Annotated in this window: 20 protein-coding genes; 9 read left to right on the forward strand and 11 right to left on the reverse strand. The window is 57.7% G+C overall.

From position 1 onward, the window contains the following. Window positions 1–206: 206 nt before the first annotated feature. From N8E88_RS00350 to chvE, 4 genes are all read right to left on the reverse strand, one after another. Window positions 207–1,232, reverse strand: coding sequence for a histone deacetylase family protein (locus tag N8E88_RS00350; RefSeq protein ID WP_262290516.1), 1,026 nt, complete (start codon window positions 1,230–1,232; stop codon window positions 207–209). A 274-nt stretch (window positions 1,233–1,506) separates the two neighbouring features. Further along, window positions 1,507–2,706, reverse strand: coding sequence for a multiple monosaccharide ABC transporter permease (gene mmsB, locus N8E88_RS00355; protein WP_262290517.1), 1,200 nt, complete (start codon window positions 2,704–2,706; stop codon window positions 1,507–1,509). Then, window positions 2,703–4,232 (reverse strand): multiple monosaccharide ABC transporter ATP-binding protein, encoded by a 1,530-nt coding sequence (mmsA, locus tag N8E88_RS00360; protein ID WP_262290518.1) that lies wholly within the window; start codon window positions 4,230–4,232, stop codon window positions 2,703–2,705. Before mmsA ends, mmsB begins: the two co-directional genes overlap by 4 nt. A gap of 156 nt (window positions 4,233–4,388) precedes the next feature. Continuing rightward, window positions 4,389–5,402: a multiple monosaccharide ABC transporter substrate-binding protein gene (gene chvE / locus N8E88_RS00365; RefSeq protein ID WP_262290610.1), complete on the reverse strand. Its 1,014-nt coding sequence runs from the start codon at window positions 5,400–5,402 to the stop codon at window positions 4,389–4,391. 313 nt (window positions 5,403–5,715) lie between these two features. Here chvE and araD1 point away from each other — a divergent pair, with 313 nt between their 5' ends. After that, window positions 5,716–6,708 carry an AraD1 family protein gene (gene araD1 / locus N8E88_RS00370; protein WP_262290519.1) on the forward strand — a complete coding sequence of 331 codons (993 nt, stop codon included), beginning with the start codon at window positions 5,716–5,718 and terminating at the stop codon, window positions 6,706–6,708. Here araD1 and N8E88_RS00375 read toward each other — a convergent pair. Further along, window positions 6,698–7,453, reverse strand: a complete 756-nt coding sequence (locus N8E88_RS00375; RefSeq protein WP_246411303.1) for a FadR/GntR family transcriptional regulator — start codon at window positions 7,451–7,453, stop codon at window positions 6,698–6,700. The genes araD1 and N8E88_RS00375 overlap by 11 nt on opposite strands. Before the next feature lie 209 nt (window positions 7,454–7,662). Here N8E88_RS00375 and N8E88_RS00380 point away from each other — a divergent pair, with 209 nt between their 5' ends. From N8E88_RS00380 to N8E88_RS00415, 8 genes are all read left to right on the forward strand, one after another. Next, complete coding sequence (locus N8E88_RS00380; protein ID WP_112528152.1) at window positions 7,663–8,571, forward strand: LysR family transcriptional regulator; 909 nt, start codon at window positions 7,663–7,665, stop codon at window positions 8,569–8,571. A gap of 118 nt (window positions 8,572–8,689) precedes the next feature. Then, a complete protein-coding gene (locus tag N8E88_RS00385; protein ID WP_262290520.1) occupies window positions 8,690–9,850 on the forward strand; it encodes an ABC transporter substrate-binding protein in 1,161 nt (386 codons plus the stop codon). A 226-nt stretch (window positions 9,851–10,076) separates the two neighbouring features. Further along, window positions 10,077–11,078, forward strand: a complete 1,002-nt coding sequence (locus N8E88_RS00390) for an ABC transporter ATP-binding protein (protein ID WP_262290521.1) — start codon at window positions 10,077–10,079, stop codon at window positions 11,076–11,078. Further along, window positions 11,075–12,028, forward strand: a complete 954-nt coding sequence (locus N8E88_RS00395; RefSeq protein ID WP_262290522.1) for an ABC transporter permease — start codon at window positions 11,075–11,077, stop codon at window positions 12,026–12,028. Before N8E88_RS00390 ends, N8E88_RS00395 begins: the two co-directional genes overlap by 4 nt. Continuing rightward, entirely contained in the window at window positions 12,018–12,833 is an 816-nt protein-coding gene (locus N8E88_RS00400) for an ABC transporter permease (protein ID WP_262290523.1), read from the forward strand. Before N8E88_RS00395 ends, N8E88_RS00400 begins: the two co-directional genes overlap by 11 nt. A 16-nt stretch (window positions 12,834–12,849) precedes the next feature. After that, window positions 12,850–14,277: a gamma-aminobutyraldehyde dehydrogenase gene (locus N8E88_RS00405; RefSeq protein ID WP_262290524.1), complete on the forward strand. Its 1,428-nt coding sequence runs from the start codon at window positions 12,850–12,852 to the stop codon at window positions 14,275–14,277. 75 nt (window positions 14,278–14,352) lie between these two features. Further along, window positions 14,353–14,958, forward strand: coding sequence for a sulfite oxidase-like oxidoreductase (locus tag N8E88_RS00410; RefSeq protein WP_262290525.1), 606 nt, complete (start codon window positions 14,353–14,355; stop codon window positions 14,956–14,958). A gap of 3 nt (window positions 14,959–14,961) precedes the next feature. Beyond that, complete coding sequence (locus N8E88_RS00415) at window positions 14,962–15,711, forward strand: ferredoxin reductase (RefSeq protein WP_262290526.1); 750 nt, start codon at window positions 14,962–14,964, stop codon at window positions 15,709–15,711. Between the two features lie 2 nt (window positions 15,712–15,713). Here the strand turns inward: N8E88_RS00415 and N8E88_RS00420 are convergent, their stop codons facing one another. The 6 genes from N8E88_RS00420 to N8E88_RS00445 form a co-directional block, all read right to left on the reverse strand. Next, entirely contained in the window at window positions 15,714–16,532 is an 819-nt protein-coding gene (locus N8E88_RS00420; protein ID WP_262290527.1) for a carbohydrate ABC transporter permease, read from the reverse strand. Between the two features lie 11 nt (window positions 16,533–16,543). After that, entirely contained in the window at window positions 16,544–17,449 is a 906-nt protein-coding gene (locus N8E88_RS00425) for a carbohydrate ABC transporter permease (protein ID WP_262290611.1), read from the reverse strand. Window positions 17,450–17,479: 30 nt separating this feature from the next. After that, window positions 17,480–18,808, reverse strand: coding sequence for an ABC transporter substrate-binding protein (locus N8E88_RS00430; RefSeq protein WP_262290528.1), 1,329 nt, complete (start codon window positions 18,806–18,808; stop codon window positions 17,480–17,482). A 49-nt stretch (window positions 18,809–18,857) separates the two neighbouring features. Beyond that, on the reverse strand, window positions 18,858–19,517 hold the full coding sequence (locus N8E88_RS00435; RefSeq protein WP_262290529.1) for a GntR family transcriptional regulator: 660 nt from the start codon (window positions 19,515–19,517) through the stop codon (window positions 18,858–18,860). Window positions 19,518–19,551: 34 nt separating this feature from the next. Beyond that, window positions 19,552–20,382, reverse strand: a complete 831-nt coding sequence (locus N8E88_RS00440; protein ID WP_262290612.1) for a dihydrodipicolinate synthase family protein — start codon at window positions 20,380–20,382, stop codon at window positions 19,552–19,554. Window positions 20,383–20,528: 146 nt separating this feature from the next. Next, window positions 20,529–21,464 carry a PfkB family carbohydrate kinase gene (locus tag N8E88_RS00445; RefSeq protein ID WP_262290530.1) on the reverse strand — a complete coding sequence of 312 codons (936 nt, stop codon included), beginning with the start codon at window positions 21,462–21,464 and terminating at the stop codon, window positions 20,529–20,531. Between the last annotated feature and the right edge of the window lie 88 nt (window positions 21,465–21,552).

Consider the following 21,552-nt stretch of genomic DNA (forward strand, 5'->3'; position numbering starts at 1 on the left):
GGCAACCGCCAGCGGCGCCCCGCCCTCGTTGTGTCGGTATATAGACCCCACCCCATAAAACTGTCAACACACCAAATCACAAAAATTCCAAACTTCACAAATCTAACAACACATCCTGGGGATAAACCGGAAGGAGGAGGCGTTCGGGCGCCCGTTTTCCGGGGATTTTCTACGCCAACAGAACTTTTGTCGGCGAAAAAGAAAAGTCAGATCGCACCGCCAAAGCCGGTGAGGAACGAGGTGAGGTTGTCGCCGAGCTCGTCGCAAATATACCCGCCCTCCTGCACGATAACCGTCGGCAGGCGCAATTTCGCGATGGCTTCGGCGATGCGGGCAAAGCCTGGCGTCGAAACGGAGAGCTCGCCGAACGGATCGCCCTCGAAAGCATCAAGCCCAAGCGCTACGACCAACGCTTCCGGCGCAAACGCTTCAATGCGGCTCCTTGCAGCAGCGAGCGCTTCCAGGAACACCTCGTCGCCGGATTTGCGCTCCAGCGGCAGGTTGTAATTGTAGCCGAGACCCGCGCCCTCGCCGCGCTCGTCGGCATAGCCCCAGAAGAACGGATAGAACCGCACCGGATCGGCATGGATCGAAACGGTCAGCACATCGGAGCGAGCGTAGAAGATGCCTTGCGTGCCATTGCCATGATGCAGATCGACGTCGAGGATGGCGACACGGGCGGCATTCTTGCGCAGTCTTTGCGCTGCGACCGCTGAATTGTTGATGAAGCAAAAGCCGCCGGCGACATCGGCGAAGGCGTGATGGCCAGGCGGTCGGCACAGCGCATAGGCGGCCGGTTCGCCGGAGATTACCGTTTCGGCTGCTTCCACCGCGGCCCAGGCGCTCCAGCAGGCGCTTTCCCACGTCTCCGCAGAAATGGGACATGCGGTATCGGCCATGTGATAACCCGCCTGCCCCACGGCGGAAGCCGGATAGCTGCCCGTGCGGCCGATCGGATGGATATTGGGAACCACTTCTTCCGAGGCGCCGGGAATCAGCTGCCAGCGCCGGTGGATAGTCTGCAGGAACTCCAGATATTCAGGCGTATGAACGGCGGCAATGGGGCCGAGCCCGTGATTGGCGGGGTGATGGATAGAACTCGCCGCCGCTCGGGCACCCGCGAGAAGTCGCTCGATCCGCTCCGGCTTTTCCGGATTGGGCCGCGGCGAGCCGCTCGACAGAAAACCCTTCGGGTTATGGCGCTTTTGCTCGTCCGCACAGAATGTTTTCATGAACCCTCCCTGGCGCAATCGTCGGGCTGTATTCATGCATTACGCCGATAGAGAGTCAAAACGGAAAGGTAGTCCGCGGTCGGGTTATTTTGTCAGGCCTTTTCTTCGACAAAATGGTGCGTGGTTCGACAAGCTCACCATGAGGGAACTTGGGTGTTACACGGAGCCAAGGACGCCAACATCGGCTACTTGGGCTTTTGAGCCCACGACGTCCTCATGGTGAGCTTGTCGAACCACGCACCGACTTCATGTATCAGACTTCGCCAAACAGGCTTCAAGCCTTGTTCTTGTTGTAGACGTCGAAGATAACCGCAGCGAGCAGAACGAGACCCTTGATCACCTGCTGCCAGTCGATATTGACGCCCATGATCGACATGCCATTGTTCATGACGCCCATGATGAAAGCGCCGATCACCGCGCCCATGACCTGGCCGACACCACCCATGGCCGAAGCGCCGCCGATGAACACCGCAGCGATCACGTCGAGCTCGAAACCAAGGCCTGCCTTTGGCGTCGCCGTGTTGAGACGTGCTGCAAAGATCAGCCCGGCGAGAGCGGCGAGAACGCCCATGTTGACGAAGGTCAGGAAGGTCAGCCGTTCGGTCTTGATGCCGGAGAGCTTTGCCGCCTTTTCATTGCCGCCCATGGCGTAGATGCGGCGACCGACGGTCATGCGCTTGGTCACGAAGACGAAGAGCGCGATCAAGAGGGACATGACGATCAGGACGTTTGGCAACCCCTTATAGGAAGAAAGAAGATAGGTGAGGAACAGCACGATCCCGGCGATGATCAGGTTCTTGGCAACGAAGAGTGCAAAGGGCTCGCCCTGATAGCCATGCTTCTCGCGCTTGGCGCGTCCGCGCACGCTGAAATATATCATCAGCGCAACAAGGATAATGCCGACAAGCATCGAGGTGACGTTGAATCCGGGATAGCCGAAAAAGTCGGGAATGAAACCGGAGCTCAGGAGCTGGAACTGCGGCGGGAACGGGCCAACGGACTGGCCGCCCAGCAGCCAGAGTGCAAGACCGCGGAAGACAAGCATTCCGGCCAGCGTGACAATGAAGGACGGGATCTTGTGATAGGCTATCCAATACCCTTGAGCGGCTCCAATTGCGCCGCCCATTATCAGACACAGGATCGTCGCCGGAATGTAGTGGATTTGCCAGCGGACCATCATCACTGCGGCAAGGCCGCCGATAAATCCCGATACCGAGCCCACCGAAAGGTCGATGTGTCCGGCCACGATCACCAGCAGCATGCCGAGTGCCATGATGATGATATAGCTGTTCTGCAGCACGAGGTTGGTCAGATTAACCGGCCTGAAGAGAACGCCACTCGTTGTGTACTGGAAGAAGAGCATGATGAGGATCAAGGCGAGCACCAGGCCATATTCGCGGTAATTGCCTTTCAGCGCGGAGCCATCCGTCTTGAAGTCTTTTTTACCCTGGGTTGCTGCAGTTTCGACGGTCATGATGCTTTCCCTTCTGCACGAATGATGGCGCGCATGATTTTTTCCTGGCTGGCTTCGCTGGCCGGCATTTCACCGACGAGCCTGCCCTGGTTCATCACGTAGATCCGGTCGCAGACGCCGAGCAGCTCTGGCATTTCCGACGAGATCATCAGCACGCTTTTGCCTTCGCTTACCAGTTGGTTGATGATCGTATAGATTTCATATTTCGCGCCGACATCGATGCCGCGCGTGGGTTCGTCAAGGATCAAAAGATCCGGGTTGGCGAACAACCATTTCGAGAGAACGACTTTCTGCTGGTTGCCGCCAGAGAGATTGCCGGTCTTTTGATAGATGCTTGAGGAACGGATATTGGTCTTGCGGCGATATTCATTCGCCACTTTCAGTTCGGCCATGTCATCCAGCACACCGTTGTGGGAAACGCCCTCAAGATTGGCGATCGTGGCATTGTGCTTGATGTGGTCGATCAGGTTGAGGCCATAGGTCTTGCGGTCTTCGGTGACGTAGGCGATCCCGTTGTCGATGGCTTTGCCGATGGTGGAGACGTCGACTTGTCTGCCATTGATGAAGACCTCGCCACTGATGTTCCGCCCATAGGCCTTGCCGAACACGCTCATGGCGAATTCGGTGCGGCCAGCGCCCATCAGCCCGGCGATGCCGACGACTTCTCCCCGGCGCACATTGAGATTGATACCATTGATGACGGTGCGCTCGCTATGAATATGGTGATGAACGACCCAGTCCTTCACCTCGAACACCACCTCGCCGATATTGGGTTCGCGCTGCGGAAAGCGGTCCGCCAGCTGGCGTCCGACCATCGAGGTAACAATCCGGTCCTCGGAGATATCCCGCTTGTCGAGCGTCTCGATCGTCGCGCCATCACGCAGCACCGTGATGCGGTCGGCAACCTTGCCGACTTCGTTCAACTTGTGTGAAATCAGGATGGAGGAAATGCCGTGCGCCTTGAACTCCAGCAACAGATCCAGCAGTGCGTCGCTGTCTTTCTCGTTGAGGCTAGCCGTCGGTTCGTCGAGGATGAGCAACTCGACATCTTTCGACAGAGCCTTGGCAATCTCCACAAGCTGCTGCTTGCCGACGCCGAGATTGGTAATCAATGTCAGCGGGTCTTCCTTCAGACCGACCTTGGCGAGGAGTTCGCGCGTGCGGTTTTCCGCAACGTGCCAATCGATGATACCGAATTTGGCCGGTTCGTTGCCAAGGAAGATGTTTTCGGCGATCGACAGGAGCGGAACCAGCGCCAGCTCCTGGTGAATGATGATGATGCCCTGCTTTTCACTGTCGCTGATCCCGCGGAAGTGCTGCTCCTGGCCATTGTAGAAGATTTCACCTTCGTAGCTGCCATGCGGATAGACACCGCTCAGCACCTTCATCAGGGTTGATTTGCCAGCGCCATTCTCGCCCACCAGAGCGTGAATTTCGCCTTTACGTACATCGAGGTTGACGTTGTTGAGCGCTTTCACACCAGGGAAAACTTTGGTGATGTTGCGCATTTCGAGGATGGTTTCCATCGATATCCTCACCGACGCTTCTGCAGCGTCGTTCCTTCTGCAATTTTTATTAGGCTTTATGGCTTTTGGCCAATGGATTTATTTTCCGGAAAGCCTTTATCGACATGGCAACAAACCCTGCGCCGTAAGCACAGGGTTTGTGATTGATTCCTGGATCTACTTGATCTGGTCTTCTGTGTAGTAACCGCCGCCAATCAGGATCTCTTTCCAGTTGGTCTTGTCGACTTCCACCGGCTTCAGCAGGTAGGACGGAACAACCTTGACACCATTATTGTAGGTCTTGGTGTCGTTGACTTCCGGCTCCTCGCCCTTGAGAACCTTGTCGATGAGATCGGCCGTGACCTTGGCCAATTCACGCGTGTCCTTGTAGATCGTCGAATACTGCTCGCCGGCGATGATCGACTTGACCGATGGTACTTCCGCATCCTGTCCGGAAACGAACGGGAATGGCTGGTCGGCAGTTCCGTAGCCGACGCCGCGCAGCGACGAAAGGATACCGATGGACAGACCATCATAAGGTGACAGAACGGCATTGACCTTCTTGTCGGTGTAGTAGGCTGACAGGAGGTTATCCATGCGTGCCTGCGCAACGGCACCATCCCAACGCAGCGTACCGACCTTGTCCATGCCCATCTGGCCGGACTGAACGACGAGCTTGCCGCTGTCGATCAGAGGCTGCAGGACAGACATCGCGCCGTTATAGAAGAAGAAGGCGTTGTTATCGTCAGGCGAACCACCGAACAATTCGATGTTGAACGGGCCCTTCGCATCCGGCAGGCCAAGCGCCTTGACGAGCGAGCTTGCCTGCAGAACACCAACCTGGAAATTGTCGAAGGTTGTGTAATAGTCGACATTCGGCGTGTCACGGATGAGGCGGTCATAGGAAATAACCTTGATGCCGGCATCGTGGGCCTGCTGCAAAACGTTGGAAAGCGTGGTGCCATCAATCGCTGCGATCACGAGGACCTTGACGCCCTTGGTGACCATGTTCTCGATCTGCGCCAGCTGGTTTGGAATATCGTCTTCCGCATATTGCAGATCGGTGGTGTAGCCGCGTTCTTTCAGCGCCTTCACCATGTTGTCGCCGTCGGCAATCCAGCGTGCCGAGGATTTCGTCGGCATCGCGATACCGACAGAGCCCTTGTCCTGGGCGTAGCCTTGCGACCCCATCGCACCAAGTGCGATCAATCCCGCGGCAAACAGATTGAGTATTTTCACGTGTATCCTCCCGGTTTCTAAATCATGCCCGATACTTTTGAGCGACCTCGACCGAGCTTTTTAGCCCGGACCAGTCCTCCCAGAGCAGGGTCTTCCCAACATCTATCGCAAAAGTATGACTTTTGGAATAGGACTTTCGCTTAGTTGCGAAAAAGCCTTCGAACCATATAATACTATTATAATATTTTTGAAAAGAGCCGCTGGACGATGGCCGATGGCCAGCCTATAACCACGCCACCACATCTGATATATCGGGAGGAAAGCCTTGAATCTGGTCCAGTTGACGAATGCCAATGGAAAGCGGCAAGTCGCCGCACGTGTCGGTGAAGAATTCCGGCATGTCAAGCGCACGCGTTCCGTTCTGGAACTCGCGCATGCGGCGATCGATGCGAAAACAGGCATAGCCGAGATTGTCGAAAAACGCGGGCTCGGCAAGCGTATCGATGTTGCGGCTGCCTATGCGGAAGGCCGCCTGCTTCCCCCGATCGACACGCACGATTCTGCCCATATCCATTTGACCGGCACCGGCCTCACCCATCTCGGATCCGCCGCGACGCGCGATGCGATGCATCGCAAAGTTGGCGATACTGAAGAAGAAAAACTGACCGATTCGATGAAGATGTTCCGCATGGGGCTCGAAAACGGCAAACCGAAGAAGGGCGCGACCGGCGTACAGCCTGAGTGGTTCTACAAAGGCAATGGTTCAATGCTGACCGGTCCCGGCCAACCGCTCGTCTCGCCGGCTTTTGCGGACGACGCCGGCGAAGAGCCGGAGATTGCCGGGATCTACGTCATTGGTCCGGATGGGTCGCCTTTCCGCATCGGCTTTGCACTTGCCAACGAATTCTCCGATCATGTCATGGAGCGTGTGAACTATCTCTACCTCGCCCACTCCAAGCTGCGGCCGTGCTCGCTGGGCCCCGAGCTGATCCTCGGCGACTTGCCTTCCGACGTCCGTGGCGCTTCGCGTATATTGCGTAAAAACAAGACCTTGTGGGAAAAGCCTTTCCTTTCAGGCGAAGACAACATGTCCCATACGATTGCCAATCTCGAGCATCACCACTTCAAATATGCCGTGTTCCGCCAGCCAGGGGATATTCACGTACATATGTTCGGCACGGCGACGCTTTCCTTTGCCGATGGCATCAAGGCCGAGAATGGCGATGTCTTCGAAATCGAAGCACCGGCCTTCGGCTTGCCGCTGCGTAATCCGCTGAAGATCGAGAAGCCCGAGAAGGTAAAAATCACTACGCTGTAGCTGCGGTTCGCCCCGCAGTCAGCACCCGCTCGGCGCCTTCCTCTATCACCACGCGCATGGCTTGCTTGGCCGCCTCGACGTTGCGGGCCTTGATCGCTTCGGCGATCGCGGCGTGGCGGGCAACCGAGCGCACATGGCTTTCGGAGTTGGGTATGGGCGAACTGATGGTGAAGGTGGTCACCAGTGCCACTTCGATCAGCGCGCTGATAGAACGCATGAACGGATTACCGGAGGCTTCCGCTATCCCGATATGGAACTGCAGGTCGCTGAAGACGAAATCTGCCGCCGATTCGCGTGCGTTCCCCATCTTCTCGACCCAATGGAACAGGGTCTCAAGCTGGGCGTCCGTGCGGCGCAACGCCGCAAGGCCTGCCGCTTCGGGTTCCAGCGCCAGCCGCATCTCGACGATACTCGACAGGAAATGCGCACTCGCCCCTGCCTCGAAATGCCAGACCAGTATATCCGGATCGAACAGGTTCCAGTGCGAACGCTCCAGCACGCGCGTGCCGATCTTGGCCTTCGGCTGGATCAACCCCTTGGCAGCGAGCGTCTTCAAAGCCTCGCGCAATACGGTTCGCGATACTCCAAATCGTTCCAGCAATTCCGCATCGCCCGGCAGAATACTGTTCTCCGGATAGACGCCGTTTATTATCTTCAGCCCGAGATCGCGCATGACGTGACCATGATGCGTTCGCGCCTGGCCCGCTGTGCGGAAATCATAATTGGTGAGCTGGTTGCCTGCCAAATGCTTGCCTGCTAATTGCTTACGTGGGTGGGGAATTTAACCAGACAAAAAACCGTCGCCAAAGTTGCAAACGGCACGACCTCCCAGCGCGCTCCCCACTTCAGGCTCCTATTTATAATATTATAATATCATTAACAATCGGCAATATTAAACAACAGCGTTTTCGCCCACAGCTTGCCAATCTGCGCACCCCTCTATTAACTCGGCGCATGGCATTCACCATCAGGCAATTGCAATATTTTGTCGCCGTCGCAGAACAGGGCTCCATCACCCGTGCCGCGCAGAACCTGTCGATTTCGCAGTCATCGATCACCGAGGCCATAAAAGAGCTTGAAAGCGATCTTGGCGTCGAACTTTTCGAACGCCATCCACGCGGCCTCGATATCACTTATAACGGCCACCAATTCCTGCGTCATGCGACGAAGATTCTCGCCGACGTCTCAGATGCACGCCGCTCGTTTTCCGAAGAAGTGCCCAAACAAGCGGGCAAGCTGCACCTCGGCGTAACATCGCTCGTCGCAGGCTATGTCCTTTCCGACCTCCTCGCCCGCTTTCGTCGCGCTTCTCCCGGCGTCGAGGTCAGTGCCATCGAAGACAATGGTTCCTATCTGGAACATTTGCTGGTGGGGGGTGAACTCGATGTGGCGGTCATGGTCATATCCAATCTTCGCGATCGCATGGCTCTGCAGGCGGAAATCATCGAGACCTCACCCTACAGATTGTGGCTGCCACTCGGTCATCCCTTGGTCAGTGCGGATATCATCTCGATCAACGATATCGCCAGGGAGCCGCTGATCATGCTGACTGTCGACGAAATCGAGGAAAACACCGGCAAACTCCTGACCGCCCTCGGTGCGCGGCCGCATGTCGCCTTCCGCACCCGCTCGGTCGAGGCCGTCCGCAGCCTTGTTGCCACCGGCGCCGGGATCGCACTGTTGCCCGATCTTGTCTATCGTCCATGGTCGCTTGAAGGCGATCGCATCGAAAGCCGAGACGTCTCCGGTGCACTCCCTGTGGTGCAGGTCGGCATGGTCTGGCGCAAGGGCTCCAGCCTGCCCCAGGCTGCCCGGGATTTCGTCGGTATCGCCGAAGCCCTTCGCAGCGGTCGAACTCGCTGATATCGGAATTTCCGATAACGTCCTTCTGATAAATGAATTTGCGAATACGGAAAAATCAAGGCACTTTTCTCACCGGGAACATATGCCCTGAAATCAGGGCCCAAACGGGAGAATTGAGATGAAGCAGTTTTTGAAATCCTGCACTGCGCTTACGCTTTCCCTCGCCTTCACCACACAGGTTCTTGCCCAGGAAGCGCTGAAAGAAATCGGCAAGGGCGAGGGCGAACTCTCCATCGTCGCATGGCCGGGCTACATAGAACGCGGCGATACCGACAAGGCCTATGATTGGGTCACGGGCTTCGAGAAGGAGACCGGCTGCAAAGTCAGCGTCAAGACCGCTGCAACATCCGACGAAATGGTGGCGCTCATGAACGAAGGCGACTTCGATCTCGTCACCGCATCCGGCGATGCGTCGCTGCGACTCATTGCCGGCAAGCGCGTTCAGCCCATTAACACAGACCTGATCAAGAGCTGGAAGACCCTCGACGAACGTATGCAGAACGCGCCGTGGCACACTGTCAAGGACGTTCACTATGGCGTGCCCTACGTATGGGGTCCGAACGTGCTGATGTACAACACCGAGGCGTTCAAGGACAAGGCGCCGACCAGCTGGAACGTCGTGTTCGAGGAAATGACCTTGCCTGATGGCAAGTCGAACAAGGGCCGCATTCAGGCCTATGACGGACCGATCCATATTGCCGACGCCGCCAACTATCTTATGGCCCATAAGCCCGAACTTGGCATCAAGAGCCCGTACGAACTCAACGAAGACCAGTACAAGGCGGCGCTCGATATCCTGCGTGTGCAGCGAACCCTCGCCGGCCGTTACTGGCACGATGCCATGATCCAGGTCGACGACTTCAAGAATGAGGGCGTTGTCGCCTCCGGCTCATGGCCGTTCCAGGTCAACCTGCTGAAGGCAGAGAAAAAGCCTATCGCATCGGTCGTCCCTGAAGAAGGCGCGACAGGCTGGGCCGACACGACCATGCTGCACGTCGACAGCAAGCATCCGAACTGCGCCTATATGTGGATGGAGCATTCGCTTTCGCCCAAGGTACAGGGTGACGTCTCGGCCTGGTTCGGCGCCAATCCTTCGGTTGGAGCAGCTTGCAAGGGCAACGAACTGCTGACGGACGAGGGCTGCGCAACAAACGGTTATAACGACTTCGACAAGATCAAGTTCTGGAGAACGCCCGTATCAAAGTGCGAGACCCAGAGCGAATGCGTGCCTTATCACCGCTGGGTGTCCGATTATATCGGCGTGATCGGCGGGCGCTGACTGGCTGCAACCGCAGATGCCGATTATCTCTCCCCTTGTGGGAGAGAAAGGATTTCCTGGATTTGGTCTCTTCGCTAAATCCTTGGAAAATCCAAGAGAGGGGATTTTGCCAAATCCATCGAGTATCCCCTCTCTGGCGATTTCTAGCACTTAGCAAGAGCTAAGATGCTGAAATCACTATCTCCCCCACAAGGGGGGATAACCAAAGCAACCCCGGAGCAAAGCCATGACCGCTGCTGTGCTGTTCGAAAACGTGTCGCGTCATTTTGGTGCTGTGCGCGCCGTGGACGCTGTCGATCTTGCGGTTGCGGAAGGTGAGTTCTTTGCCATGCTCGGACCCTCCGGTTCGGGCAAGACCACTTGCCTGCGCCTGATGGCGGGGTTCGAACAGCCGACAGCCGGACACATCGAGATTTTCGGCGAGACCGCCGAAGGTGTGCCGCCCTACCGGCGCAGCGTCAACACGGTCTTTCAGGATTACGCGCTGTTTCCGCATTTGAGCATCCTCGACAACGTCGCCTATGGTCTCATGGTCAAGGGCGTCGCCAGGGAGGAAAGGCGCAAGGCGGCGGAAGACGCGCTCGCCATGGTCAAGCTGCCGGGCTACGGCGTGCGCCGTCCGGGCCAGCTTTCCGGCGGCCAGCGCCAGCGCGTGGCGCTCGCTCGCGCCCTGGTCAACAAGCCGAAGGTTCTGCTTCTGGACGAGCCGCTCGGCGCGCTCGACCTGAAGTTGCGCGAGCAAATGCAGGAGGAACTCAAATCCTTGCAGAAGTCCCTCGGCATCACCTTTGTTTTTGTCACGCACGACCAAGGCGAAGCTCTGTCCATGGCGGATCGCATCGCTGTGTTCAACGATGGCAGGATCCAACAGCTCGGGACGCCGGAAGAGGTCTACAAGCAGCCGCGAACGCGTTTCGTCGCTGATTTTGTTGGTTCGTCGAATATCTTGCCGCCGGAATTCGTTGCGCAGCTGGGTGCGGCACCACAATTTGCCAGTCTACGGCCCGAGGCAATCTCGCTGAGCCAAAGCGGCAATGGCAGGCTCGTCCTTGATGGCACTGTCCTGTCGCGCAGCTTTCTTGGTGCGGCAAACCGCGTGCTGGTCAATGTCAACGGCACCAGGATCAATGTCATGAGCCCGGCCGCCGCTTCGATTCCCGCCGAGGGTGATCCGGTCAAGCTAAGCTTCGACCGCGCCGACCTGCATTTGATGGAGGCGGCGTCATGAGCGCCATCGCTCAACAACACGCGATCCAGACCGGGCGCGGCAGCTTGGCCGGGCGTGTCTCGGACTTCCTCTGGAAACACCCCCACGTGTTTCTCACCATTCTGCTCGGCCCGCCGCTGCTTTGGCTCGGCATCATCTATCTTGGCTCACTGCTCGCCCTGCTGCTGCAGAGCTTCTTTTCGATCGACGATTACTCCGGCCTGATCAATTATGAGTTCACGCTTGCCACCTACAGGCAGCTGCTGAACGACGCCAATTTCGACATTATCATCCGCACCATATTCATGGCGGCGATCGTGACCTTGTTTTCGGCGGTCATCGCTTTCCCGATCGCCTACTACGCCGCCCGCTACGCCAGGGGGAAATGGAAGGTGATCTTCTATCTCGGCGTGATGCTGCCACTATGGTCCAGCTATCTCGTCAAGATTTACGCGTGGAAACTCATCCTCGCCAAGGAAGGCATTCTCACCTGGCTCGTGACCAAGCTGAACCTTCTCTGGTTGCTCGACGCATGGCTCTCGCTTCCTGTCATCGGCGGCAATTCCCTGTCGGTGAGTTATACGGGCACCTTCATCGTTTTCGTCTACGTCTGGATGCCATTCATGATCCTGCCGATCCAGGCGGCGCTCGAGCGCGTCCCGACCAATCTCATCGAGGCATCGTCCGATCTTGGTGGTACGCCGCAACAAACATTCCGTCATGTGCTGTTTCCCCTTGCGCTTCCAGGTATTGTCGCGGGGTCGATCTTCACGTTTTCGCTGACGCTTGGCGATTACATCATCCCGCAGATCATCGGCTCGTCGCGGCTGTTTATCGGCCAGGCCGTCTACGCTCAGCAGGGCACTGCGGGTAATATCCCGCTGGCAGCCGCCTTCACTGTCGTGCCAATCATTATCATGGGCCTGTACTTGTGGATGGCGCGGAGAATGGGAGCCTTCGATGCGCTCTGAGAAATCCGCTTCCGCTCCCCTTGGCCTGAAGATAGCTGCGGCTGGCGGGCTACTCTTCTTGCATCTGCCGCTGCTGTTGATCTTTCTCTACGCCTTCACCACCGAGGAGAAGAGTTATCAGTTCCCGCCGCCCGGCCTCACTCTTAAATGGTTTGCGGTGACGTGGGAGCGAACCGACGTCTGGCAGGCTCTGTGGCTATCGGTGCGCGTCGCTTCGATCTCGACGATGATCGCCCTGGTGCTCGGCACGCTTTGCGCCGCCGCAGTCAGCCAGACGCGTTTCTTCGGACGCGAGACGATATCTCTTCTCGTGATCCTGCCCATCGCCCTGCCCGGTATCATCACCGGCATAGCCCTCCGCTCGGCATTCAGCCTTGCGGATATCCCGTTTTCATTCTGGACCATCGTGCTCGGTCACGCGACTTTCTGTATCGTCGTTGTCTACAACAATGCTGTCGCGCGCTTCCGCCGCGTGTCGGGTTCTCTGATGGAAGCCTCGATGGACCTCGGCGCCAATGGCTTCCAGACATTTCGTTACATCATCCTGCCGAACATCGGTACCGCGCTGCTGGCGGGCGGTATGCTCGCTTTCGCGCTTTCCTTCGACGAGGTCATCGTCACCACGTTCACTGGCGGACAGCAATCCACCCTGCCGATATGGATGCTGCAGGAACTGATACGACCACGCCAGCGACCCGTGACCAATGTGGTTGCCATGGTTGTGGTGATCGTCACTTTCCTGCCGATTCTCGGCGCCTACTACCTCACACGTGACGGCGACCAGATCGCCGGCTCAGGCAAATAACATGGGAGAACATGTCATGGATACGAAACTGCTGATCGGTGCAAAGTTCGAAGCCGGAACGGAAGCGGAGGAGCATGTGCTCAACCCGAAGACGGGCGCCAAGATCATCGACCTCGCCGAGGCCTCCCACGGCCAGATCGATGCGGCCGTCGATGCTGCAGAACGGGCCTTCTCCGCTTGGTCCCGCACCACCCCTGCCGAGCGTTCCGGATACCTGCTCAAGATTGCCGACGCTATCGAAAAACACGCAGATGATTTCGCCGCACTTGAAGCATTGAACTGCGGCAAGCCAATCAACGCCGTGCGCAATGACGAGATGCCGGCGATCATCGATTGCTGGCGTTTTTTCGCCGGAGCGGTGCGCACCCTTACCTCGCCGGTGGCCGGTGAATATCTGCCGGGCCACACCTCCATGATCCGCCGCGATGCCATCGGCATTGTTGGCTCCATCGCGCCTTGGAACTATCCATTGATGATGATGGCGTGGAAGCTCGCACCTGCGATCGCCGGCGGCAATACGGTCGTGTTCAAACCGTCCGAGCAGACGCCGCTGACCGCGCTGAAAATGGCGCGTCTGCTGGCGGATATCCTTCCCGAGGGCGTCGTCAACGTTATTCTTGGCCGCGGCGAGACCGTCGGCAACGCACTGATCAACCATCCGAAGATCGGCATGGTTTCGATCACCGGCGATATCGCGACCGGCAAGAAAGTCCTGCAAGCTGCGGCAAAAACCGTCAAGCGCACGCATCTCGAACTCGGCGGCAAGGCGCCCGTGCTTGTCTATAATGACGCAGATCTCGAGGCTGTGGTCAACGGTATCCGTACTTTCGGCTACTACAACGCCGGGCAGGATTGCACCGCTGCCTGCCGCATCTATGCGCAGGACCGTATCTATGAAAAGCTCGTCACCGACCTTACCTCCGCCGTGTCGACCATTCGCTACAATGATGCCGATGATACGGTCAACGAGATTGGACCATTGATCTCTGGCCGTCAGCGCGACCGTGTTGCGAGCTTCGTCGAGCGGGCGACCGAGCAGAAGCACATCGAGATTACCACCGGTGGCAGCGCTGGCAGCAAGGACGGCTTCTTCTTCCAGCCGACCGTGGTTGCCGGCGCCACGCAGGAAGATGAGATTGTCCGCCGCGAAGTCTTCGGCCCGGTCGTTTCGGTTACGCGCTTCAAGGATGACGACCAGGCCGTCACCTGGGCCAATGATAGCGATTACGGCTTGGCCTCCTCGGTTTGGACGCAGGATATTTCCAAGGCGATGAAAGCCGCGTCAAGCCTGCAGTACGGCTGCACCTGGATCAATACGCACTTCATGCTGATCAATGAAATGCCCCATGGCGGCGTGAAGCAGTCGGGTTACGGGAAGGATATGTCGGTCTACGCGCTGGAGGATTATACCGCGGTGCGCCACATCATGATCAATCATGGTTGACCTGCTTCGGTCTTGGCCGAGACCGACCTTTGTGGTTGTATGAGTTCACGACCTAGACTCCAGGAGTTCACAACCATGACGACACGCGGCTTTACCGGCCGGCGCCAACCGCCGGAAATCACAGACCGTATCCCGCCTGGTCAATCGCTGACCGACGACTTTCCTGTCCTCTCGGCGGGGCCGACGCCGCGCGTCCGGACCGAAGACTGGTCGTTCACGCTCAAGGATGGGCCCAAACCCCTCATCAAATGGAATTGGGCCGAATTCAATGCGCTGCCGCAGACGAAGTTCACCCGGGATATCCATTGCGTCACCGCCTGGTCGAAGCTGGATACACCATGGCAGGGCGTTTTGATCGACGATATTTTCGCCGAAGCCGGTATCGAGCCGCCGACCGGGTTTATGCTCGCGCATTCCTTCGATGGCTATGCGACCAACGTTCCCGTCAAGGATCTGGTCGGCGGCAAGGCGATGGTTGCCACGTTCTACAATGGCCAACCGTTGACGGCCGATCATGGCGGCCCGGCACGGTTGCTCGTTCCACATCTTTACTTCTGGAAATCGGCGAAGTGGATCAATGGCCTGCAATTCACTACGCGTGACGAACCTGGCTTCTGGGAATTGCGCGGCTATCACATCTATGGCGATCCGTGGCGCGAACAACGCTACACTGGCGATTGAGGCATGTCAGATCAGATACCCGCAACAAAGGCGGAATGGCAGCGCGCAACCATCACCGAAATCGTCAGGCAGACTCCGCGTGTCGTCAGCTTCTTCCTTCAGCCATTCCAGCCCTTCGCCTATCGGCCGGGGCAGCACGTGGATGTACGGCTAACCGCACCGGACGGCTATCAGACGCAGCGCAGCTATTCGATCGCCTCGACACCGGAGCAGGGCGAAATCATCGAGCTCGCCATTGAAAGACTGGAGGATGGCGAAGTGTCGGCCTTCTTCCACGAGGTCGCTACGATCGGCGATGAGATCGAGCTTCGCGGGCCGATTGGCGGGCATTTCATCTGGACCGTCGAGGATGGCGCGCCAATCCTGTTGATCGGCGGCGGCTCCGGTGTAGCACCGCTGATTTCGATGGTCCGCCATCGTGCTGCGCAACAATCACTGGCGCCTATTCTGTTGCTCTATTCCGCCCGGACGTCGGACGAGCTGATTTTCCATGACGAATTGCAGATGTTCAATCGGTCTGGCAACGGCTTCGATCTGGTCTTGACGTTGACGCGCGAGCCATCATCGCAGGAGAGCGACTATACGAGGCGCATCGACCCGGCAATGATTCTGGATGTCCTCGCCCGGATGCCTTCGCCGCCGAAAGAAGTTTTCGTTTGCGGATCGAATGCCTTCGTCAATGCCGCGGCCGACGCACTGATCGGCGCGGATGTTCCCGCCACCATCATCCGCACCGAACGCTATGGTGTATAGGCTTACTTCACCGCACCAGCCGTAAGCCCCGCAATGATCTGGCGTTGGGCGAAGACGGTGAGCAGCAGCACCGGCAGCGTCACCACGAACGCTGCCGCCGCCAGCGGTCCCCAACTGACCTGCTCGAACGAGAGCATGTTGTAGACCGCGACCGGCAGCGTTCGCGTTTCGCGGCTGGCCAGCACGATGCCAAAGACGAAATTGTTCCATGAGAAGATGACCGCAAGGATCAGCGCGACAACCACGCCCGGCTTGGCGATAGGCAGCGCTACGAGGCGAAACACCTGCCATGAGGTGGCGCCATCGATCATCGCCGCTTCTTCGAGTTCGATCGGTGTCGTCTCGAAATAGCCGATCATGATCCAGATGACGATAGGCACCGTCACCACCAGATGGATGATGATCTGCGGCCAGAGCGTCCCGAGTAGACCCAGGGTTTGGAACAGCAGGAACAGCGGAATCAGATAGGAAAGGCCCGGCGTCATGCGTGCAATCATGATGACGATTGCCGACTTGTCCGCTTTCAGGCGGGCAATGCCGTAGCCGGCAGGCACACCAACGAGCAGCGCCAGGATTGTTGCCGTTCCAGTCACGAGCAGGCTGTTCCAGAAATAATGAAGGAAGTCATTGGCAGCGAAGATATCGCTATAGTTCGACCAGGCGAACTGTTCCGGAATGAAGATCGGTGGATAGGCACCGTTGTCTATCTCGTATTTCAGCGAGAGCGACAGCATCCACAGGAAGAAGAAGATCGCCGGTGACACGATTACGAAGACGATGAAGGTGGTGCCTGACCATTTGAGCAGTTTGCGAAGCAGCATTTTCCCGTCCCTCAACTGTTCCACTTGGTCCGCTGGCGCAGATGCAGAAGCGCAAGCGACATGGTGATGATGACGATGAAAAAGACCACGGCGATGGCCGAACCATAGCCAATGTCGTAGTAGGCGAAGGCGACATTATAGAGATAGATGTTGATCGTTTCCGACGCCGTGCCGGGCCCGCCCTGCGTCATGGCGAAGATGATATCGAAGCTTTTCAAGGCATCGATGGAACGGATGATCACTGCCACCATCATGAACGGCAGGATCATCGGAAAGGTGATATAGCGGAATTTCTGCCAGCCATTGGCGCCGTCGATCTCGGCACTCTCGAAAGGATCGCGGGGCATGGCAGCAAGACCGCCAAGAACGATGAGCATGACCAGCGGCGTCCACTGCCATGTCTCGACCAGCACCAGCGAGGGGATCACCGTGTTCTGGTTGAATATCCACTCCTGCGGGCCGATACCTATCAGCGACAGCAGATAGTTGAGAACCCCCAGTTGCGGGTGAAACATCATCGTCCAGACGAGAGCGACCGCGACGGGTGTCGCCATCATCGGCATGACGAATATACCGCGCAAAAGCCCGCGCATCGGCAACTTGCTGTCGAAGACCAGCGCCGCAATCGTGCCGAGAAACAGCGGTGCCACGACGGACAGGACGGTATAGACCACCGTGTGCCCCATCGATTGCCAGAAGCGCGCGTCACCTGCGAGCCGCACGAAATTGGCACCGCCGACAAAGCTCTTTTCCCCGCCAAGATGCCATTCATTGACACTCATCCACAGGGTGAACACCCATGGAAAAACAATCACCGCCACGACGATGACCAGTGCCGGAATAACAAACGGCCAATAGCTCGGCGTGAACCGGCCATCGCCGTTCTTAACCTTGGCACTTTGCTGTTCATTGGTCATGGTCGAGGCGGTAATTGTCATGCTGCTACGCTACGCTTCGCTTTTTTCCAGGATCGGACGGAATTCTTCCGTCGCACGTTTCATTTCCGCTGCCGGATCGGCACCGCCAATGACATTGGTCAAGGCCACACCCATCACGTCACGGAATTCGGTCACCGGAACGATGACCGGCAGGCAAAGCTGGCTCACCTTTGCCGATTCTGAAAGCACGCTTGCCCACTCGGCAGGCATGGTCACGCCTTTCAGGATTTCCGGGTCATTGAGCACCGAATTGCGGAAGGGAACGCCGGAGCCGGACTGCAGCAGACGTGCACCCATCTCCTTTGAAATCGCCCACTGGCAATAGAGGTAGGCTGCTTCCTTCTTCGACGAGCCCTCGGTCACGCCGATACCGTCGCCGAATGTCGGGGCTGCCTGTGCGCCGGGCCCCTTTGGCATGACTCCATAACCGACCTTGCCGACAACACGCGACTTTTTGGGATCCTCCAGCGGCGGCGCAAAGCCGATACCATCCATCCACATGCCAACCTTGCCCTGCAGGAAGCTCGACTGGCATTCGGCCCAATTGAACCCTGTCACGCCGGGCGGTGCGCATTTGGTCATCAGACGCTGGTAGAGTTTGGCGGCCTCGATGGATTCCGGCGTGTCCGATTGCAGTTTGCCGTCCATCACGGTGCTCTTGCCGTAGCCGAGCATAAAGCTTGCCCAGACAGGGGTATTGGCGTTTTTCATTCCGCGCGCAACAAACCCATAGGTGCCTGCATCCTTGTCGGTCAGCTTTTCAGCGGCAGCGACAAGTTCCTCAAACGTTTTCGGGTATTCGACGCCCTTGGCGGCGAAGAGATCCTTGTTCCAGTAGATGATCCAATAATCCACCGAGAAGGGAAGTCCGCCAAAGCGGCCGTTCTTGTCCTTGGCGAAATCGAGACCCGCCTGCGCAAAGTCGCTCTCGGTCAGGGAAGCCTCGGTGAGGCTCGGATCCTTGAGGAACGGCGTCAGATCAGCGAGCCAGCCAGCTTTCTCAAACTGGCGCTTCTGCACGTGATAACTGATATGGATGACATCGAAGCTAGGTTTGCCGGATGTCAGCTCGATGACCGCCTTCTGGCGCTGCTGCTGCTCGGGCGTCTGTTCGGCATTGACCTTGATCCCCGTCAGGTCCTCGAATTCCTTTTGGTATTTCTGCAGGATATCGCCGCGCGGGCTCTTGATCAGATTGACCTCAAGGGTCGTGCCCGCATATTTCTTCCAGTCCACAGCGGCAAATGCCGGCTTCAGCCCGGTGATGCTCGCGGCACCAAGTGCCGCAGACCCAGCCAGGAACTGGCGACGCGTCGGTTTGACGAATTTCATGCTCATTGTTTCCTCCTCTTGTGACTTTGCACGGCAACTCCCATTGCCAGTGTTTCTAAAGCTTCAGTGCCAAATTCCTTGCATTGTTGATGTGCACTGCTATCGCATCCATTGCAGTCTGCGGATCGCGGGTCTCGATCGCCGTAAGGATCGCCAGATGTTCGCGCATGACCGGGACGACGCGCCCGGTGATACGAAACCGCTCCTGGTTGATCAGGCGCATCTTGATCGCATTGATCCGGTAAGCCCTGCCTATGATCCCGTTCTCGAGCGAGTCGATGATCGTTTCGTGCAGGTTCCAGTCGATCGTCTGCGCGCGCAATTCGAGCTCTGGCCTCTCCTTGCCCTGCAGCGCCTCCTGAAGTGTGTCTTCATGCTCTTTACGCAGCCGGGCCAATAGTTCATCGGATGCCGAAACGCAGAAGAGGGCAACCGCTTCCTTTTCCATGAACAGGCGAAACTGGAAGGCCTCGCGGATCAGGTTGAGATCGATATGCGCAATCTGGATCCCACGCTGCGGAATCGTCTTGACCAGTCCCTCGGCTTCCAGGCGAGGCACAAGTTCGCGGATGGCTCCCAGCGGCATACCGGTCATTGCAACAAGCTGGCGCTGCGACACGAATTGCCCCGGATTGATATCACGGGCAAGAAGATGCTCCGTAAAGCTCGCATAGGCCTTCTCTCGCAGTCTTACCGGCTCGTTACCATCATCCATGCCCGTCCTCCCGACTCGTATTGCTTCTCCATTATTACGCGGCAGCCGCCACAAACAAGCGGTCGAAGATGCCAGTCAGTCGCTTGTAGTCCAAATCCGGAAGAGCCTGCAGTGGCGCGCGTGCCCGGCGCCACCCGTCATCGCCGGCGTGGTAGGCGACTAGAGCCTTTACCGCCGGCGTGACAGGAAATTTCAAAAGCTCGTTGACCGCCTCGATCATTGCCGGATCATCGCGGCCTTCATTGACCATTGGCAAAAGACGGTCCGCATAGAGATTTGCCATGCCGGAAATCGCCCCCTGCCCGCCAAGACGAACGCCTGCAGAAAGTGACCGCTCGTCACCTATAAGAATTGCCAGATCCTTGTGCTTTGCCAGCAGCTTTTCGGTGAAGGGCCAGTTTCCGGATGAATCTTTCACACCTGCCACGACTTTCGGGAAAGCTTCGCGCAGACGGCTGACAAGTTCGACCGAAATTTCAACGGCGGTAACGGAAGGGATATTGTAAAGGATGACGTCTCTCACCCGCACACCGATCTCCGTAAAGACCGAGGAAAACCAGACGAAAAGTCCATCGTCGCTGACATTCTTGAAATAAGACGGAGGAGCGAGCAATACGCCACGGCAACCCGCGTCAAGCGCATGGCGCGATTGAACCGCCGCGTCGACATAAGAGTTGGCCATGACGCCGACCACAATCTGCTTCGGCTCGATCCCCGCGTCGAGAAACGCCTGGATAACGACTCCCCGCTCCTCATCACCGATGGAGGAACCCTCGCCTGTCGTTCCGAACAGCGTGACGCTGCTGCAGCCGCTGTTCAGGCAGTGCCGGGCATGATCGACGGCTTTCGCTACATCGATATGCATCTCGGCATCAAATGGCGTGGTCAGCGCGGCGGACAGCCCAAATCGATCCCGAGACACTTGCTTCTCCCATGCCGTTTACGACTAAAGACATACTGACATGTCAGTTGAAAGTCAACAAAAACGCACTGACTTTTTACGGAGTTGTTTCAATCCTCGGGATGCTGGGAAAGAAGCGCGTCGACTTCGGATTTCGCCGGCGCGCCGCCCCTGCCGCCAAAGCGGGAACATTTGATTGCGGCGGCAGCGCTGGCAAAGCGCATGATCTGGTACATCGGATAGCTGCGCGCGAGACCAAAAGCGAATGCGCCGTGGAAAACGTCGCCCGCCGCTAGCGTGTCCACGACATCTACGGGAAAGGCCGGCATGTGACGGACTTCGCCTTCCAGATCATCGTACCAGAAAGAGCCCTTGTCGCCGCCGGTCACGGCAATGAATTCGCCGTCGCGGCCATAAAGTGCTGCAAGAGCAACGGCTGCCCGTTCCGGATCACTTTCACCCGTCACCTTCTCCGCCGCCGGCTCGGAGGCGACGATATGCGAAGCAAGCGGCATCAGCATTTCCAATGTCTCGAGCGATGCCGTGTCGGCGTCGAGGACGCCGTGGACGCCAGCCTCTCGCGCCGCCTTCAGCGCTTGCGCGGCGGCAAGCGGCCAGCGTACGTCGGTCATGACGACATCGTAGGTGCCATCGGCGATCGGCGGCGTTGTCTCCGGCGCGGACAAGAGCTTCGGATCGTAGTAGGGCACGATCATCCGCTCACCCACGGCATCGACGAAAATGGTCGAGAAGGCTGAACGCGCGCCTTCGATGCGCCGAACATGGGAACAGTCCACACCCTCGGCAGTCAGTTCCTCAATGACCCGCCGCCCGATATCGTCCGGCCCGACGGACGCCCAGAGCGAGACATCGCCGCCAAGGCGGGCGATACTTGCGGCGGCGCTCGATGCCATGCCGGCGGCAATTTCGATTGCTTCGAGCGGAATGAATTTGCCGGGTCCCGGCGGCAACCTGTCGAGCCGGAAAATCGTATCCATGGTCAGCGCCCCGACACAGAGTATCCGCGGTGGTGTATTGGTCGCCATGGTGAACTCTCGCCAGAACTGGGAAACGGGAATCAATGGGAGGGTCTTATCTTCTCAAGACGTACCATGGCAATTGCCCGGCGAAAAT

Source organism: Phyllobacterium zundukense, from assembly GCF_025452195.1.
GTDB lineage: Bacteria > Pseudomonadota > Alphaproteobacteria > Rhizobiales > Rhizobiaceae > Phyllobacterium > Phyllobacterium zundukense_A.

What these genes read in the sequence shown, in the direction of transcription:
- N8E88_RS00350 (WP_262290516.1), bottom strand. Translation starts at nt 1,232, where the DNA reads ATGAAAACATTCTGTGCGGACGAGCAAAAGCGCCATAACCCGAAGGGT.
- mmsB (WP_262290517.1), bottom strand. Translation starts at nt 2,706, where the DNA reads ATGACCGTCGAAACTGCAGCAACCCAGGGTAAAAAAGACTTCAAGACG.
- mmsA (WP_262290518.1), bottom strand. Translation starts at nt 4,232, where the DNA reads ATGGAAACCATCCTCGAAATGCGCAACATCACCAAAGTTTTCCCTGGT.
- chvE (WP_262290610.1), bottom strand. Translation starts at nt 5,402, where the DNA reads ATGGGGTCGCAAGGCTACGCCCAGGACAAGGGCTCTGTCGGTATCGCG.
- N8E88_RS00380 (WP_112528152.1), top strand. Translation starts at nt 7,663, where the DNA reads ATGGCATTCACCATCAGGCAATTGCAATATTTTGTCGCCGTCGCAGAA.
- N8E88_RS00385 (WP_262290520.1), top strand. Translation starts at nt 8,690, where the DNA reads ATGAAGCAGTTTTTGAAATCCTGCACTGCGCTTACGCTTTCCCTCGCC.
- N8E88_RS00390 (WP_262290521.1), top strand. Translation starts at nt 10,077, where the DNA reads ATGACCGCTGCTGTGCTGTTCGAAAACGTGTCGCGTCATTTTGGTGCT.
- N8E88_RS00395 (WP_262290522.1), top strand. Translation starts at nt 11,075, where the DNA reads ATGAGCGCCATCGCTCAACAACACGCGATCCAGACCGGGCGCGGCAGC.
- N8E88_RS00400 (WP_262290523.1), top strand. Translation starts at nt 12,018, where the DNA reads ATGCGCTCTGAGAAATCCGCTTCCGCTCCCCTTGGCCTGAAGATAGCT.
- N8E88_RS00405 (WP_262290524.1), top strand. Translation starts at nt 12,850, where the DNA reads ATGGATACGAAACTGCTGATCGGTGCAAAGTTCGAAGCCGGAACGGAA.
- N8E88_RS00410 (WP_262290525.1), top strand. Translation starts at nt 14,353, where the DNA reads ATGACGACACGCGGCTTTACCGGCCGGCGCCAACCGCCGGAAATCACA.
- N8E88_RS00415 (WP_262290526.1), top strand. Translation starts at nt 14,962, where the DNA reads ATGTCAGATCAGATACCCGCAACAAAGGCGGAATGGCAGCGCGCAACC.
- N8E88_RS00420 (WP_262290527.1), bottom strand. Translation starts at nt 16,532, where the DNA reads ATGCTGCTTCGCAAACTGCTCAAATGGTCAGGCACCACCTTCATCGTC.
- N8E88_RS00425 (WP_262290611.1), bottom strand. Translation starts at nt 17,449, where the DNA reads ATGACCAATGAACAGCAAAGTGCCAAGGTTAAGAACGGCGATGGCCGG.
- N8E88_RS00430 (WP_262290528.1), bottom strand. Translation starts at nt 18,808, where the DNA reads ATGAGCATGAAATTCGTCAAACCGACGCGTCGCCAGTTCCTGGCTGGG.
- N8E88_RS00435 (WP_262290529.1), bottom strand. Translation starts at nt 19,517, where the DNA reads ATGGATGATGGTAACGAGCCGGTAAGACTGCGAGAGAAGGCCTATGCG.
- N8E88_RS00440 (WP_262290612.1), bottom strand. Translation starts at nt 20,382, where the DNA reads ATGCATATCGATGTAGCGAAAGCCGTCGATCATGCCCGGCACTGCCTG.
- N8E88_RS00445 (WP_262290530.1), bottom strand. Translation starts at nt 21,464, where the DNA reads ATGGCGACCAATACACCACCGCGGATACTCTGTGTCGGGGCGCTGACC.